The following is a 14,526-nucleotide window of genomic DNA, read 5'->3' on the forward strand; positions in this document are numbered from 1 at the left end:
GTACACCCGGTCGACCTTGATCGTCACGAGCACCCGCCGGTCGGACACCATGGCCGCCCGGTACTCGTCCCAGTCGGGGTGCTCGCCCGCGGCGCGGCGGTAGTAGTCCACCAGCCCCTCGACCTCCGGGCCGTGCGGGTCCGTGCTCGGCCCGGCGATCGTGGCCGTGCCCTCGACTGTGGCCCACTTCCACCCGTCCTGGCTGGTCACCTCCAGCGCGACCCGGGGGTCGCGGCGCAGGTTCGCGACCTTGGCCGTCCCTTCCGTGGTCGACACCCGGATGACGCCCGCCTCCTGGTCGTAGGAGGGCATGATCGGGGAGAGCTGGGGACGGCCGTCGGCCTTGATCGTCGCGAGCACGCCGATCTTGCTCTGGGCGAGCAGCGCGTGCGGGTCGAATCCTGTCTCGGTCATGCACGCACCAACCTCCGGCCGACCGCCGCGTATTCCACGTTCCGCCGCACTTTCAGGTGAACTCCGTGCCCCCACCAGGATTCGAACCTGGACTGGTCGCGTTCTGAGCGCGATGCCTCTTCCGTTGGGCTACAGGGGCTTGGTGCGGTTCCGGGGATTCGAACCCCGACTGGACTGGCCCTCAACCAGACGCCTCTACCACTTGGGCTAGAACCGCGAGCGGACGCGCTCCGCGAAACGACGAAGCCGCCCGGATCGGTCTCCCGATGGGCGGCTCCCGCAGTCCTGACGCGGTCACGTCACGGCGGGGAGTCCGCAAGACCCAGCAGGAGCAGGAGCTCGTGCTGCCGCATGTCCGCCATGACTCCCGCCCTTCCGCTGTGGTGTGCGATCAGCTTGCCCCGAACCACCGGGCAGCGCAACGCTTTTATCGCACGGCCCGCACTATCCACTCAGGACAACGATCGCCCCGGCCTCCTCGGCAAGGTCGAGAGCGAGACCGCCGACGCCGCCAGGAGCAGCAGCATCGCCGTCGGGGCGAGGGCCGCCCACGGCGCGCGCTCCAGGTAAGGCAGCGACTCGGCCAGCATCAGCCCCCACTCCGGCGTCGGCGGCGGCGCGCCCAGGCCGAGGAAACCCAACGACGCCAGGGCCAACGCGATACCGGGCAGCCGCAGCACGGCGTGCCGCGCGACCGGACCCGCCACCGCGGGCAGCACGTGCCGGGTCAGGACCCAGGACGGCGCCGCGCCCAGCGCACGCACCGCGGCGACGTGCGTGGCCGCGCGGTTCTCCCGCACCAGCGCCGCCGCGTGGGCGGCCAGCGGCGGCCACGACACCAGGCCGACCGCGATGGACGCGCCGACCGCGCCCGGACCGACGGTCGCCGCGACCAGGATGCCCGCGATCACGGGCGGCACGGCGTTGGCGGTCTCGGCGGCGCCCTCGGCCAGGCCGGGCAGGAAGCCGACGACCAGCGCCACCGCGAACGAGCACGCGCACACCAGCACCGTGACGCCGAGCGTGGCCGCCGCACCGTGCCCCACCCTGGCCAGCACGTCACGGCCCAGCGCGTCGGTGCCGAACGGGTGCGCCCACCCCGGCGGCGCGAGCCGGGCCGCCGCGTCCACCCGCAGCGGCTCACCCAGCAGTCCCCAGCAGACGACGACCACCGGCACCACCGCGCCCACCACGACGACCACGCGGTGCGGCAGGCCGACCGGGGCCGTCACGGGCGGTGGAGCAGGCAGGGCCGCGTCGCGCAGCGCCTGCCCGAGCATCCGCCGCCGGACACCGGCCACGAGCGCGCCGCCCACCAACCCGAGCAGCACGAGCGCGAGCACGGACGCCTGCAGCAGCGGCAGGTCCTGCGCCTCCGCGGCCCCCAGCGCGGTCCGGCCGAGGCCCGGCACGGCGAACACCACCTCCACCGCCACCGCTCCCCCGGTCAGCCCCACGGCGACCAGCCCGAACTGCGGCAGCACGGCGGGCAGCGCACGACGTGCCGCGGCCCGCCCGATCACCCCCGGCGAACACCCCCACGACCGCCACAGCACGACCCAGCGCTCCTCGAACACGGCGGGCAGCGCGTCGTCCACCAGCCGGCCGAGGATGCCGCCCGCCGGCAGGCCCAGCGCCAACGCGGGCAGCACCAGGTGCTGCGGCCCCCGCCAGCCGTAGGGCGGGAACCAGCCGAGCCACACCGACAGGACCACCAGGAGCACCGTGGCCAGCAGGAACTCGGGCAACGCGGCCGGCACCGCGGCGGTGGCGCCGGTGCGCGCCCGTGCCGTCCCCCTGGCGCCGCGCACGACCGTCGACGCCGACAGCGCGGCGGCCAGCGCCAACGCCACCACCAGCGCCGCGCCCATCAGCGCCAGCGAGACGCCCAGCGCGGACAGCACGGAGGGCAGCACCTCGCCGCCACCGACCCACGACCGGCCGAGGTCGCCCCGCAGCGCGCCCGCGAGCCAGTCGCCGAACAACGCCACCGGCCCGGCGTCCAGCCCCAGTTCGCGGCGCACCGCGTCCAGCGCCTCCGCCGTCGGCTCCTGCTCGGCGGAACGGGCGCGCAGCACCGACAGCGCCGGGTCGCGCCCGGACAGCCACGGCAGCAGGCCGATCACCGCGACGACCGCGGCGAGCCCGCCGACGCGGGAGACCAGCGCGGTCACCGCAGGCGGGTCGCCGACGTGATCAGCGTGCGCTCGCGCGGGTCCTTGGCCGAGTCGACCACCGACGTCGCGTCGCCCTGGATCACGCGCTCGTGCAGCATCGGGATCGCCGCGTCGGTCCGCAGCACCGCCGCCTCGGCCGCCAGGATCGCGGCCCGCCGCTGCTCGCCCGCCTCGGTGGCGGCGGCGGTCCGCACGGCCGCGTCCACGTCACCGTCGCACAACCGGGCGATGTTGAAGGAGCCCGCGCAGGTGAAGTCCGACTGGAGGTAGGCGACGGGGTCGCCCGAGTCCAGCACGGTCGCCCGGGACAGGATGAACGCGTCGAACTTCCCGGCCAGCGCGTCCTCCTCGATGTGCGCGTACTCGCGCACGACCTGGGTGACGGTGAACCCCGCGTCCTGCAACTGCTGTTGCAGCACCGAGGCGACCTCGGGCAGCTCGGCGCGGTCGGAGAACGTGGCCAGGGTGATCGGGACGCCCTTCGGGTCGGAGGCCTTGGCTCGCTCGGCGAGCGGGGCGCGTCCGGCCGCGGCCCACGGCAGCGCGGGTCCGAGCAGCCCTCCGGCCACGTCGGCGCGGCTCTCGTAGACGCTCCGGACGATCTCGGCGGCGTCGATCGCCTCGCGTGCGGCGGCGCGCAGGCCCTGGTCCTGGAACGGTCCCGCCTTGGTGTTCAGGTACAGGGTGTTGGTGCGCGGCATCGGCACCTCGGTGATCGTCGCCTGGTCGAGCAACGCCGCCTGCGAGACCGGCACGGCTTCCGCGACGTGCGCCTCACCGCTGCGGATCGCGGCGGCACGGGCGGTGCCGTCGGGGACGAACGACACGTCGATGCCCTCGGCGGCGGCCTTCGGGCCCCAGTAGCCGTCGTAGCGGTCGAGGGTGGCGGTCGTCGTGCCGTTCACCGCGACCAGGCGGAACGGTCCGGTGCCCGTGCCGACCGGGTCGACCTTGCCGTCCGCGCGGTAAGCGCTCTCCGCGAGGATCGCCAGCTGCGGTGACGAGAGCCGTTGCGGCACCAGCGGGTCGGGTGTGCCGGTCGTGACGACGACGGTGTCCCCCGCCGCCTCGGCGGTCAGCTCGACGCCGTCGAGGATGCGCGGCTTGGGCGAGGCGGTGGTGGCGCGGGTGAGGGTGTTGGCGACGGCCGCGGCGGTCAACGCGGTGCCGTCGTGGAAGGTCACGCCCTGGCGGACGGTGAACTCCCAGGCCTGCTCCGAGATCCGCCGCCACCCGGTGGCCAGGCCGGGCCGCGCGTCGCCGTCCGCGTCGAGGGTGACCAGCGTTTCCGCGGTCGACCAGCGCGAGAGCTTGAACGCGTCGTCGCTGAACGGGGTCAGGCCCGAACGCGGCGGTTGCAGCATCGCGAGCTTGATCCGCCCGTCGGACGGTTCCGCGGCAGGGGCGAAGCAGCCGGTCAGCAGCAGGGCGCACGCCACGAGAGCGGCGGCGGAGGAGCGGTGGCGCACGGATCGTCCCAGCGTTCGGTGACAGGGCGCCGTGAACCTAACAAGATGATTATCGTTCCCAATAGCGGATGTGGGCACCGCCACGTGGGGCGGGCGTCGCGGCCTGCCTCACGTGGTCGGGCGCGCGTGACCAGGCCGAAGGCGATAAGCAGCGTGACCAGCTACGGCGTCGTTCGGCGGACGACTACCATCCCCCGCATGCCGGAACCCCGGGCGCTCGCGGACCTGTCGTTCGCCGCCTACCTGGAAGACCACGACGGCGGGCGACTGGAGTCGGGTGGTGACTACAACGTCGTCCACATCGCCGACCGGGAGTTCCCCGAACCCGCCGCCGGCAACGCGCGGTTCAGCGAGTCGGCGCTGTCCGCGGTCCGGTTCACCGAGGGCACGCTGCGGCGGTCGCGGTTCAACGACGTGTGGCTGCACGGCGTCCAGGTCATCGGCACCGACCTGGCCGAAACCGGGTGGCTCGACGCGGAGGTGGTGAACAGCGCGTTCGCCGGGGTGGCGATGTTCGAGGCCGGCCTGAGCCGCGTCACGTTCTTCGGCTGCAAGCTGGTCTCGGTCAACCTGCGCGGCGCCGCGCTGCGTGAGGTCGCGTTCGTCAACTGCGTCCTGCGCGACGTGGACTTCACCGAGGCCGAGCTGACCGACGTCACGTTCCCCGGCTCGACGCTCGAAGACCTCCGGTTCGAGGGCGTGAAGCTGAAGAAGGTCGACCTGCGCGAGGCCGCCGAGCTGGGCATCCGCGACGGGTTCGCCTCGTTGCGCGGCGCGACGATCACCTCCACCCAGGCGATCGACCTCGCGCCGGCGTTCGCCCACACGCTCGGCATCGTCATCAAGGACAGCTGAGCTCCCACGGGCTCACGGCACGGGCAGGGTGATCCGGAACGTCGCGCCCGAGCCGGGTTCGGCGGCGGCCGTGACCGTGCCGCCGTGCGCCTCGACCAGGTGCCGGGTGATGGCCAGGCCCAGGCCGCTGCCGCCGGTGCTGCGGCTGCGCGACTTGTCCGCCCGCCAGAACCGCTCGAACACGTGCGGCAGGTCGTCCGGCGCGATGCCGACGCCGGTGTCGGCCACCTCGATCACGACGCCGCCGTCGAGCCGGGCCGTGACGGTCACCGCGCCACCGGCCGGCGTGTAGCGGATCGCGTTGGTGACGAGGTTCTCCACCGCCTGCCGCAGCCGCACCGGGTCGGCGACCAGGAACAGCTCCCCCTCGGTCCGCGCGGTGACGGCGACGTCGCCGTTGGCGTGCGCGGCCACCACCTGCTCGATCACGTCGGCCGCGTCGATCGGCTCCGGGTGCAGGCGCAACGTGCCCGCGTCGGCCTGCGCCAGGTCGTGCAGGTCGTCCACGAGCCGTTGCAGCACCAGGGATTCCTCCGCCAGCAACGCCACCAGCCGCTGGTCGGTCGCCGCGACGCCGTCCTGGGCCGCCTCCAGCCACCCGGTGACGTTGCTCAACGGCGTCCGCAGCTCGTGCGCGACGTCGCCGACCATGGCCTGGCGCTGCCGCTCGGTGTCGGCGAGCTTGGCCGACATGGCGTTGAACGACCTGGCCAGCTCGCCGATCTCGCCCTTGGCCGCGGTCACGCGCACCTCCCGGTCGCCCGCGCCCATCCGCTGGGTCGCGGCCGTGAGCGCGCGGATCGGCCGGACCAGGTGGTTGGCCGTCAGCCAGGACGCGAGCCCGGCCAGGGCCAGGATGCCGAGCGCCGTCCACGCGATGCGCGTGACGCCCGCCGTGGACAGGTCGACGGTCGCCGGTCGCGCACCCGTCGGTTCGGTCAGGAACAGCAGGGCGGCGGGTGCGACGTACGGCGCGAGCTGCTGGCGCCGGGCGGAGGCCAGGCACGCCGCTTCCGCGGGCGTGCTCTCCGCGGTCGGGCGCGGCCAGTCGGAGCCGTCCCGCGCCAGCCACGGCGTCAAGGCCGCCTTCAGAGCCGAGGCTCCGGGACAGCCCTTGACCAGCTCGTACAGTTCGGCGCCCGCCTTGTGCTCCGTCTCCGTGGGCGTGTACAGCGCGTCCTCCACGGGGCACTCGTCGTACCGGGCCGGCGGCAGGGTGCGCGGCCCGCGCAGCACCGGGCGCCCGCTCGGCTGCACCACCACGGTGCGCCCGTCGCACGCGGCGACGGTCTCGGCCCGGGCCTGCAGGTCATGGCGTTCGGCCGGGCTGAGCTTGAACGGCCCGATCGCGCGGGGGTCGATCTCGTCCTCCACGCCCGGCTTGAGCACCGGGTTCACGTTCAGCGGGTCCACGACCACGGTCGGGTTCACCGGCAGCTGCGGCGAGCCGGCGTCACCGGAGTCCGCGATCGGCGCGCGGTCCCACGTGGTCAGCGCGATCCGCCGGCCGGTCTCGTCCGCGAGGGCGTCCACTGTGGACTGGACGTCGGCCCAGGACGGGTGGTCGGCCGCGTACCCGAGCAGCCGGTCGTAGATCGACGCGTCGGTGGCCAGCGCCTCGCCCTGCTCCTGGCGGATGCTGCCGGTGGTGGCCTGGGTGGCGAGCCAGGCGGTGACCGCGATGGACGAGCCCGCGATCAGCAGGGACACCGAGAAGATGCGGAAGAGCAGGCTCATACCAGCTTGTAGCCGATCCCGTAGACGGTCAGGAGCCGACGCGGCCGGCGCGGGTCGTGCTCGATCTTGCGGCGCAGCTTGACCACGTGCACGTCCACGGTCCGCTCGGTGGTGAAGCCGTCCTGGAGCAGCTGGCCGCGGGTGAACACCCGGTGCGGCTGGGCGGCCAGGGTCGACAGCAACCGGAACTCGGTCGGGGTCAGCACGACCGGCTCGCCGGCCAGCGTCACCTCGTGCCGGATCGGGTCGACCACGATGTCGCCGACCTTGAGCACGGCGGCGTTCGTGACGCGGGCGCGGCCGGCGCGGCGCAGGATCGTGCGGACCCGGGCGACGAGCTGGCGCGGCCGGAACGGCTTGGTCACGTAGTCGTCCGCGCCGAGGTCGAACCCCAGCAGCACCTCGTCCTCCGCCGACCGGGCGGTGAGCAGCACGATCGGCACGTCGGAGTCGGCGCGCAGCACGCGCACGACGTCCAGCCCGTCCACCGCAGGCATCATCACGTCGAGCACCAGCAGGTCCGGGTCGCGCCGGCGCGCCTCGTCGATCGCGGACCGCCCGTCGTGCACGACCACCACCGAGTGCCCGTCGTGCTCCAGGTAGCGGCGGACGAGCTCGGCCTGGTGGGGGTTGTCCTCGGCGACGAGGATGTGGGCGCACACGACCGCAGTATGCCGACCTTCACGGCCATCGAGCAGGACGACAACAGGTTCTTCACAGTTCGTCCCGATCTTGGGGAGCATGAACGTCCGCGTGGTCCTGTTCGCCTGTGGTGTCACCGCCCTGCTGTTGACGTTCGTCCAGTTCGCGGGCGAGCGCACCGCCGCCCGGTCCGCCGCGACGACCACTCAGCAGACCACGAGCGGTGTTGCGGTTCGGGCTGCTCCGAGTGTTCCGGCGGCGAGTACCACCACCGCCGAGCGGGTGTACGCGTCCAGCTCGGACCTGCCCGATGGCGGCCCGATCCCGGTCGAGGGCCACGGGACGTTCCACGCTGTGCCGGGGTCGTCGCCGGTCGTCGGTGCGGGGGTCGAGCGCACGTACGCGGTGGAGGTCGAGGACGGGGTCGTGTACGACGAGCAGGGGTTCGCCGCGTTCGTGCAGGAGACGCTGTCCGACCCCCGTGGCTGGACGGCGCGCGGTGACGTCGCGTTCCGGCGGGTGACCGGGCCCGCGGCCATCCGGATCCGGCTGACCTCGCAGAGCACCGCTCGTGCGGTGTGCGGGTACGAGATCCCGGTGGACGTGTCGTGCCGCAACGGCGGCTTGGTGCACCTGAGCGCGGCGCGGTGGGTGCGCGGGGCGGTCGCGTTCGACGGCGACCTGACCGGGTACCGGCGCTATGTGGTCAACCACGAGGTGGGGCACGCGTTGGGCGAAGGCCACCGGCCGTGCGCGGCGCACGGCGGGCTCGCGCCCGTGATGATGCAGCAGACGTTCAGCACGTCGAACGACGAGGTGGCCGCCGTCATCGCGGGCGCGCCGCAGGGGGTGACGATTCCGACGGACGGCAAGGTCTGCCGCCCGAACGGCTGGCCGTTCCCCTGACGGCCGGTTGTCTTCGGTCGTACGCCGGGCGGGCGGTCCTCTTCCTGTGGCGCCGGTCTAGCGGCGGGTCGTTCCGGTGCCCTTGGGCGTGGCGCGCAGGCTGAAGTGCAGGTAAGGCGAGCCGTCCGGCAGCGTGTAGAACACCACCGGCACCCACGGCTCGTGCTCGTTGCGCCGTGCGGCGAACAACCCTTCCTCCACCGGCACGAGCACCGCGTTGGTCACCGCGTTGATGGCGGCGAGTTCGCCGATGCTCTCGCCGCGCAGGTGCAGCACGCCGTCCTGCTCGGTCACCTCGACGTCGTAGCCCTCGCGCACGTACGAACCGACGTACCGGGAGATGTCCACCTCGGGCGGCTCGGCGGGCGGCTCGAAGTCCGGCACCACGATGCCGGCGTGCTCGGCCAGCACCTCGGTGAACAACCGCTGGTAGACCTCGGCCGGCACGCCGCCGTTGGTGAGCAGCGCGATCGCCACGTTCGACTCGGGCACGACCCGCAGGAACGCCTTCTGCCCGACCGTCGCGCCGTCGTGCCCGATCACCGGACCGCCCGGCCAGTCGTAGACGATCCACCCGAGGCCCCAGCACATGCGCTGCGCCGGGCTGGCGGGCAGCTGCACGAACGGCCGGTGCATCGCGGCCACCTGCTCGGCGGGCAGGACCACCGTGCCGTCCGGCGCCCGGCCGCCGTCCAGGTGCAGCCGGGCGAAGCGGACGACGTCGGCGGCGGTGGCGTTGATCGTCCCGGCCGGGCCCGCGGACCTGGCCAGTCCCCACACGGGTGCGGGCACGGGCTCTTCGCCGGGTTCGCCGAGGTGGCCCAGGGCCGCGCGGAACCGCAGCACGTCCTCGGCCAGGGTCACCGTGCTGTGCGCGCCGATCGGGTCGAGCAGGCGTTCGCGCAGGACGTCGTCCCAGACCTGGCCGGTGAGCACCTCGATGATCCGGCCGAGCACGGTGAACCCGCTGTTGCAGTAGGACATCGTGGCGCCCGGCGGGTGGTTCTGGCCGAGATCCGCGCACGCCGCGACGTACGCGGCCACGCAGTCGTCGCCGCGACCGGTGTCGTGGAAGAAGTCGCCGTCGATGCCGCTGGTGTGCGACAGCAGTTGGCGGGTCGTCACGGTCTTGGTCGCCACGGGGTCGGCCACGGCGAACTCCGGCAGCACGGTGACCACCGGCGCGTCCAGGTCGAGCGCGCCTTCGGCCACCAGCTGCATGATCAAGGTGGCGGTGTAGAGCTTGGTGATCGAGCCGATCTGGAACAGCGAGTCCGTGGTGGCCTCGACTCCGGTGCCGCGGTGCAGCACGCCGGTCGCGCACTCGTGGATCTCGCCGTCGACGAGGATTGCCAGTGAAGCGCCAGGCACCTTGTGCGCCTCGCACAGCTCCGCCAACCGTCGCCCCCAGTGGTTGATGTCCATCGCCCGCTCCCCCCGGATGGCGCGAAACTTTGCGAAAACCCTTCGTGTTGCCCTACACCGTACCGATTTCCCCGTGCCGTGGGAGGGGTTTTACGGCTATGTCAGGGGGTTGTCGTCGGTCCAGGTGTAGTCCGGGGTCCGGTAGTCGCCACACCGGGTGAGGAGCTGGTCGAGATCGTGGTCCACCAGCAGCATGTCCCGGTAGGGCGGCTTGAGGAACCCCTCCTCCACCATGTGGTCGATCATCTTGATCAGGTGCGTGAAGTAGCCGTCGACGTCGAGCAGCGCGACCGGCTTGGTGTGGAGGCCGAGCTGGGCCCACGTCCACACCTCGAACAGCTCTTCCAACGTGCCCGCGCCGCCCGGCAGGGTCACGAAGGCGTCGGCCAGCTCGGCCATCAACGCCTTGCGCTCGTGCATGGAGTCGACCACGTGGAGTTCCGTGAGATTCTCGTGGGCCACTTCCCAGTCGACGAGGCTGCGCGGGATCACCCCGATGACCGAACCGCCGGCCGCCAGCGCGCCGTCGGCCAGGGCGCCCATCGTCCCGACCCGGCCGCCGCCGTAGACGACTTCGATGCCTCGTTCGGCCACGGTGCGGCCGACCTCCCGTGCCACCTCGACGTGCCTCACCCGTCCGCTGGAGGAGCCGCAGAACACGCACATCCGCATGGGCACACGGTAGGTCAAGTTACGGGTGTGCTGCGTTGGGAGCGCGTGTGTTGAGCGTTCGGGTGGGTCGAGTTGGGCGTTCGGGTGCGGTGAGTTGGGCGGCGCGGTGGTGCTGTTCGGCTCGATTTGACATGGGGCCCTTACGGGCACCCCAGGCAGGCCGAACCCATGTCAAATCGGGCCTGGGTGCGGGTGCTGCGGGTCCGTTGTGGGCGGGTGGGGTTTGGGGGTGGATCACTCGACTGGGCGGAGAATGCAACCTGGGACAACCCGAATCGCATGTCTTCCGTTAGCCGGATAAAACGGCCGGCCCGGCGGCGGGTACGGGTGGGTGGGGCGGTCGTTGAGCGGTTGTGCGGGCGGTTGTGCGGTTGTGCGGGCGGGCGGGCGGTTGGGGCGGGCGGGGATTGTGGTGTGGTGGGGTTAGCGGCCGAGGCCGGCGCCGCCGTTGACGCCGATGACCTGACCGGTCAGGTGGCCGGCTTCCGGGGAGGTCAGGAAGGTCACCGCGGCGGCTACGTCGGTGGGTGTGCCGGTGCGGCCGTTGGCTGGGTTGCCGACCAGTTTCTTGCGCCGCTCCTCGGACAGCGTGCCTCCGAAGAACTCGGTCTCCTCGGTGACCCCGGGCGACACGACGTTGACCGTGATCCCTCGCCCGCCCAGCGCGAAAGCCAGGTCCGCTGTCCACGCCTCGATCGCCGCCTTCGCCGCGCCGTAGCTGCCCGAACCCCGCCGGGCGGCGATGGAGCCGATCGTGACCACCCTGGCGTCGTCGGCCAGGCGTGGTTCCAGGGCGGTGGTCACCAGGACGGCGCTGAGGACGTTCGACTCGAAGTTCGCCAGCCACAGCTCGCGCACGTCCGCCAACCCCTCGGGCGCGGGACGGCGGCGGGCCATGTTGCCGCCCGCGTTGTTCACCAGGACGTCCACCCGGTCGGGCAGGTCGGCCAACGCCTCGCGCACCTGCTCGGGGTCGGCGGCGTCGAAGACGACCGCCCGTGCGCCGATCTCCGCGGCGGCTGCGGTCAGGACGTCCTGCCGCCTGCCGGTGATCACGACGTCCAACCCCCGCTTGACCAAGTCGGCCGCCACCGCCTTGCCGATACCCGTCCCGCCACCGGTCACGACCGCTGTTCTCGTCATGCCCTGGTTCCTATCAGCGGGATTCACCGGGGTCGATCCGCTTCTCGGCCCAATGATGGTTCACATTCATGACCGGTTTCACAGGTGTGATCAGTACACGGTCCGGTGAAGTGAAGTCACACGTTCGGTGCCCAATTTTCAGTCGAACGTGGAGTTGACCCACTGTGATCCAGGTTTCCGAATTATCTTCCGACGACGAAGACGGTTCAGCACCCTACCCGGAGGTGTCGTCGTGCAGGTCAACCGGTGGCTGGTCCTGGCACTCGTGGGCGGTCTCGTCGGCGCGGACCAGGTTCGCGCCGAGGAAACAGCAAAAGAGGCGACCGTGGAGGTGGTGGCGAAACGAGGGCTCATGTCGGCGCCCGCGGCGCCCACCGTCGGCCTCGGGTTCGTCAGCGGTGGCGAGCTGTTCGCGGCCGACGGCGCCACCAAAGTGGGCGACGGCAATTCGCACTGCGGCGTGCTGGCGGTTTCGGCGGCCGTGCCGCCGGAGGTCACCACCCACTGCACGTCCACCTTCCGGCTGCAGGACGGCCAGCTCCACCTCTCCAGCGTGCGGACGTACGAGACCATCGCGTCGGGCTTCAACGACACGACCATGTCGATCATCGGCGGCACGGGGGCGTTCGCCAACGCTCGCGGCGAGGGCAAGGTGGCGCGGACGGCCTCAGACCAGGGAGTCGCCTACAAGTTCGTCTTCACCGTGATCACGGACTAGTCGACCAGCAAGACGCCCGACACCGGCACGAGCGGTGCCCGGCGGTTGTCCACCACCGCCGGCGTCGGTCGCGGGCCGCCGCGCCACTGCCCGCCCGCCAACGGGACCGCGGCCACGCCGGGCGCGGGGCCGGCGGTCCAGTCGAGCACGCCGGCGATCGTCGCCAACCGCGTCCGCGCCAGCACGTCGGCGACCGCCGCCGGTGAGTCCGCCTCGCTCACCGCGTGCACGGCCACCTCGAACAACGCGTGCGCGAGCCCGAGCGGTTGCAACCACGGTGATCCGGTGGCCTCCTCGTAGGCGCGCGCCAGGTCGCGCGGCGTCCGCCCGCCCCGCCCGACGTGCTCGTGCTCCGGCGTCCACGACACGATCGTGGCGACCCGGTCCAGGCCGTACCGGGCCACGCCGAACGGATAGGTGAGCCACCGCGAGCACGTCACCAGCCGGGGCCGCCGCGCGCGCACCACGGCGGCCAGGTCGGCGGCGGTCGCGGCGCTGGTCACCACCTCCACGTCGCCGACGGCGGGCACGACACCGCTCGACTCGCGGTACGGCAGGTCGACCAGGTGGTGCCCGCGCGCGGCGGCGACCGGCGCGAACCACCTCCGCAGCGCCGCGCCCTGCGGGCCGTCGTTCCACACGCAGCCGACCGTCCGCGCCGGGCCGAGGCGCTCCCACAGGTCGGCGAACACGGCCGCGATGTCGTCCAGGCCCCAGCAGAAGTGGAACGCCGGGCCCGGCCGCCGACCGGCGTCGAACACCTGCCAGGGCAACGTCGTGGACACGCACGGCACGTCGTGCCCGGCGCAGGCGTCCACCACCGCGGGCAACGTCGTCGTGCCGCCCAACGTGACCACGACGCGAACACCCGACTCCGCCAGCGACCGGGTCGCCGCACGGGCCCCTTCGGGCGTCGAGCCGCTGTCGCGCAACACCACCTCGGCGGGCCACGGCAGGCCGGTGGCGACGTACTCCAGCGGCGCGCCGAGCGACGACAGGCGTCCGGTCGTGGCGAGGACGACGCCGATCTTGGGACGGGTCACGGCGGCAACCTAGCGACCGCGCCGGTTCCACTATCGGGTGATCCCCACGTGATCAGGCCGGGTCGATGTCCCACAGTTGGTCGGGCGATGGGGCGACGGGGCGTTGCACGACCGGTGCGCCCGCGTTGCCCGTGACGGACAGCGCGAGCCCGGAGTGGGCGAACGCCAGCCGGTAGCCCGTGGTCGGGTTGCCGCGTACGCGCAGGGTCTGGTTGACGCCGCTCAGCCGTTGGAACTGGATCGCCTGGACACCGGGCTCCAGGCTCGACTCGGGCAGGTCGATCGCCTTGCCGCTGTGGCTCGCGACCAGTTCCCACCCCTGCGGGTTTGCTTCGAAGCGCCACCGCTGGTTCGGGGTGCCGGTGTGGGGCCAGCCGATGATCGGCGCCAGGTCCGCCGTCGACGCGTCCGCCACGGCCAGTTCCAGCCCGGTGGCACGGTTCCGCACGGTGTGGTGGGTGCCCATCACGAGCTGGTGCTCCGCGGCCGGCAGCGGCACGACGAGGTCGCCCGACCACGCCGGGTCGGCCACGTAACGGCGGCTCAGCAGGTCGTCGTAGAACCCGCCCGCGGGCGGGCAGTCCACTCCCCCGTTCGGGCAGATGTCGACGTCGTGCACGGCGTAGGTGCGGAACACGGCCCGCTTGAACGCCGCGTCCGCCGCGGTCAGGTTGGCGGGCTCGTCGCGGATCGTGTAGTCGCGGTAGTAGACGGCCTCGGGGTTCGACGGCACGTCCTGCAACGCGGTCCGCACGAGCCGCGCGGTGGCGACGTGGTCGCGGTGGAAGTAGAAGTCCTCCAGCGGTCGACCGGGCGTGTGCAGGCCGTGCAGGTCGGCGGTCGGGTCGGTGGTGCGGACGACGTCCGGCGCGAAGTCCGCGATCACCGCGCGCAGGTAGGCGATCAGCCGGGCACGTCCGGTGGTCTGGGCGGGCGCGTGGTCGAGCGGGCGGCCGGTCAGCGACTGGTCGCGCGCGTAGAGCTGCCACAGCCGGTTCGGTGGCGCGGTGGCGTTGTCGGGCAACCGGTTCTCCAGGATCGAGACGCGCGTGCCCGCCGTCCAGAGCGTCGCCGAGAGGTTCGCGCACGAGTACGCGTACGACCTCCACGGCGTGCCGGTCAGACCCGCGGCGTGCGCGTACGCCTCCCGGACGCCGAGTTCCCGTTGCTGCATGTAAGTCGGGTACGTGTGGTAGTCCGACGCCACGAGGAATACCGTGCGCACCACCGCCCCGTCGCGGAGGTCGTTCAGCAGATCGGGGCTCAAGAACAGCAAGTCGTCGTCGTGGTGCGCCACCACGTTCAGCACCCTGACCATTGCCCAC

13 protein-coding genes and 2 tRNA genes are annotated in these 14,526 nt (G+C 72.5%); 3 read left to right on the top strand and 12 right to left on the bottom strand.

Features of this window, described 5'->3' with window-relative positions; translation table 11 throughout:
* From AB0I91_RS24520 to AB0I91_RS24540, 5 genes are all read right to left on the bottom strand, one after another.
* A partial coding sequence (locus AB0I91_RS24520) for a PPOX class F420-dependent oxidoreductase (protein WP_499639003.1) occupies positions 1 to 414 on the bottom strand: 414 nt, incomplete at its 3' end.
* Between the two features lie 66 nt (positions 415 to 480).
* Positions 481 to 553 (bottom strand) — tRNA-Leu (locus AB0I91_RS24525).
* Position 554: 1 nt separating this feature from the next.
* A tRNA-Leu gene (locus tag AB0I91_RS24530) sits at positions 555 to 631 on the bottom strand.
* 235 nt (positions 632 to 866) lie between these two features.
* The gene (locus AB0I91_RS24535; RefSeq protein WP_499639005.1) at positions 867 to 2,588 is read right to left on the bottom strand and encodes an ABC transporter permease subunit; all 1,722 of its coding nucleotides are present in this window, start codon (positions 2,586 to 2,588) and stop codon (positions 867 to 869) included.
* On the bottom strand, positions 2,585 to 4,060 hold the full coding sequence (locus AB0I91_RS24540) for an ABC transporter substrate-binding protein (RefSeq protein WP_499639007.1): 1,476 nt from the start codon (positions 4,058 to 4,060) through the stop codon (positions 2,585 to 2,587). Before AB0I91_RS24540 ends, AB0I91_RS24535 begins: the two co-directional genes overlap by 4 nt.
* A 198-nt stretch (positions 4,061 to 4,258) precedes the next feature.
* On the opposite strand from AB0I91_RS24540, the gene AB0I91_RS24545 reads away from it, so the two are divergent.
* Positions 4,259 to 4,915: a pentapeptide repeat-containing protein gene (locus AB0I91_RS24545; protein WP_498778484.1), complete on the top strand. Its 657-nt coding sequence runs from the start codon at positions 4,259 to 4,261 to the stop codon at positions 4,913 to 4,915.
* A 12-nt stretch (positions 4,916 to 4,927) separates the two neighbouring features.
* Here the strand turns inward: AB0I91_RS24545 and AB0I91_RS24550 are convergent, their stop codons facing one another.
* The gene (locus AB0I91_RS24550; protein WP_498778485.1) at positions 4,928 to 6,652 is read right to left on the bottom strand and encodes a sensor histidine kinase; all 1,725 of its coding nucleotides are present in this window, start codon (positions 6,650 to 6,652) and stop codon (positions 4,928 to 4,930) included.
* Complete coding sequence (locus tag AB0I91_RS24555) at positions 6,649 to 7,314, bottom strand: response regulator (protein WP_498778486.1); 666 nt, start codon at positions 7,312 to 7,314, stop codon at positions 6,649 to 6,651. The genes AB0I91_RS24550 and AB0I91_RS24555 overlap by 4 nt, the downstream gene beginning before the upstream one ends.
* Before the next feature lie 79 nt (positions 7,315 to 7,393).
* On the opposite strand from AB0I91_RS24555, the gene AB0I91_RS24560 reads away from it, so the two are divergent.
* Positions 7,394 to 8,200 (top strand): DUF3152 domain-containing protein, encoded by an 807-nt coding sequence (locus AB0I91_RS24560; protein ID WP_499639009.1) that lies wholly within the window; start codon positions 7,394 to 7,396, stop codon positions 8,198 to 8,200.
* A gap of 57 nt (positions 8,201 to 8,257) precedes the next feature.
* On the opposite strand, the gene AB0I91_RS24565 is transcribed toward AB0I91_RS24560, so the two are convergent.
* The 3 genes from AB0I91_RS24565 to AB0I91_RS24575 all read right to left on the bottom strand — a co-directional run bounded on the left by AB0I91_RS24565 (position 8,258) and on the right by AB0I91_RS24575 (position 11,440).
* Positions 8,258 to 9,625, bottom strand: a complete 1,368-nt coding sequence (locus AB0I91_RS24565) for a serine hydrolase domain-containing protein (protein ID WP_498778488.1) — start codon at positions 9,623 to 9,625, stop codon at positions 8,258 to 8,260.
* Positions 9,626 to 9,721: 96 nt separating this feature from the next.
* Complete coding sequence (locus AB0I91_RS24570; protein ID WP_499639011.1) at positions 9,722 to 10,297, bottom strand: LOG family protein; 576 nt, start codon at positions 10,295 to 10,297, stop codon at positions 9,722 to 9,724.
* A 423-nt stretch (positions 10,298 to 10,720) separates the two neighbouring features.
* Positions 10,721 to 11,440, bottom strand: a complete 720-nt coding sequence (locus AB0I91_RS24575; protein ID WP_499639013.1) for an SDR family NAD(P)-dependent oxidoreductase — start codon at positions 11,438 to 11,440, stop codon at positions 10,721 to 10,723.
* A 232-nt stretch (positions 11,441 to 11,672) separates the two neighbouring features.
* Here AB0I91_RS24575 and AB0I91_RS24580 point away from each other — a divergent pair, with 232 nt between their 5' ends.
* Positions 11,673 to 12,158 (top strand): allene oxide cyclase barrel-like domain-containing protein, encoded by a 486-nt coding sequence (locus AB0I91_RS24580; protein WP_498778491.1) that lies wholly within the window; start codon positions 11,673 to 11,675, stop codon positions 12,156 to 12,158.
* Here AB0I91_RS24580 and AB0I91_RS24585 read toward each other — a convergent pair.
* Both AB0I91_RS24585 and AB0I91_RS24590 read right to left on the bottom strand, forming a co-directional pair.
* Positions 12,155 to 13,201, bottom strand: coding sequence for an ABC transporter substrate-binding protein (locus AB0I91_RS24585; RefSeq protein WP_499639015.1), 1,047 nt, complete (start codon positions 13,199 to 13,201; stop codon positions 12,155 to 12,157). The genes AB0I91_RS24580 and AB0I91_RS24585 overlap by 4 nt on opposite strands.
* A 52-nt stretch (positions 13,202 to 13,253) precedes the next feature.
* Complete coding sequence (locus AB0I91_RS24590; RefSeq protein ID WP_499639016.1) at positions 13,254 to 14,519, bottom strand: RICIN domain-containing protein; 1,266 nt, start codon at positions 14,517 to 14,519, stop codon at positions 13,254 to 13,256.
* Positions 14,520 to 14,526: the final 7 nt, after the last annotated feature.

Origin of the sequence: Actinosynnema sp. NPDC049800 (assembly GCF_040656635.1) — a bacterium.
GTDB lineage: Bacteria > Actinomycetota > Actinomycetes > Mycobacteriales > Pseudonocardiaceae > Actinosynnema.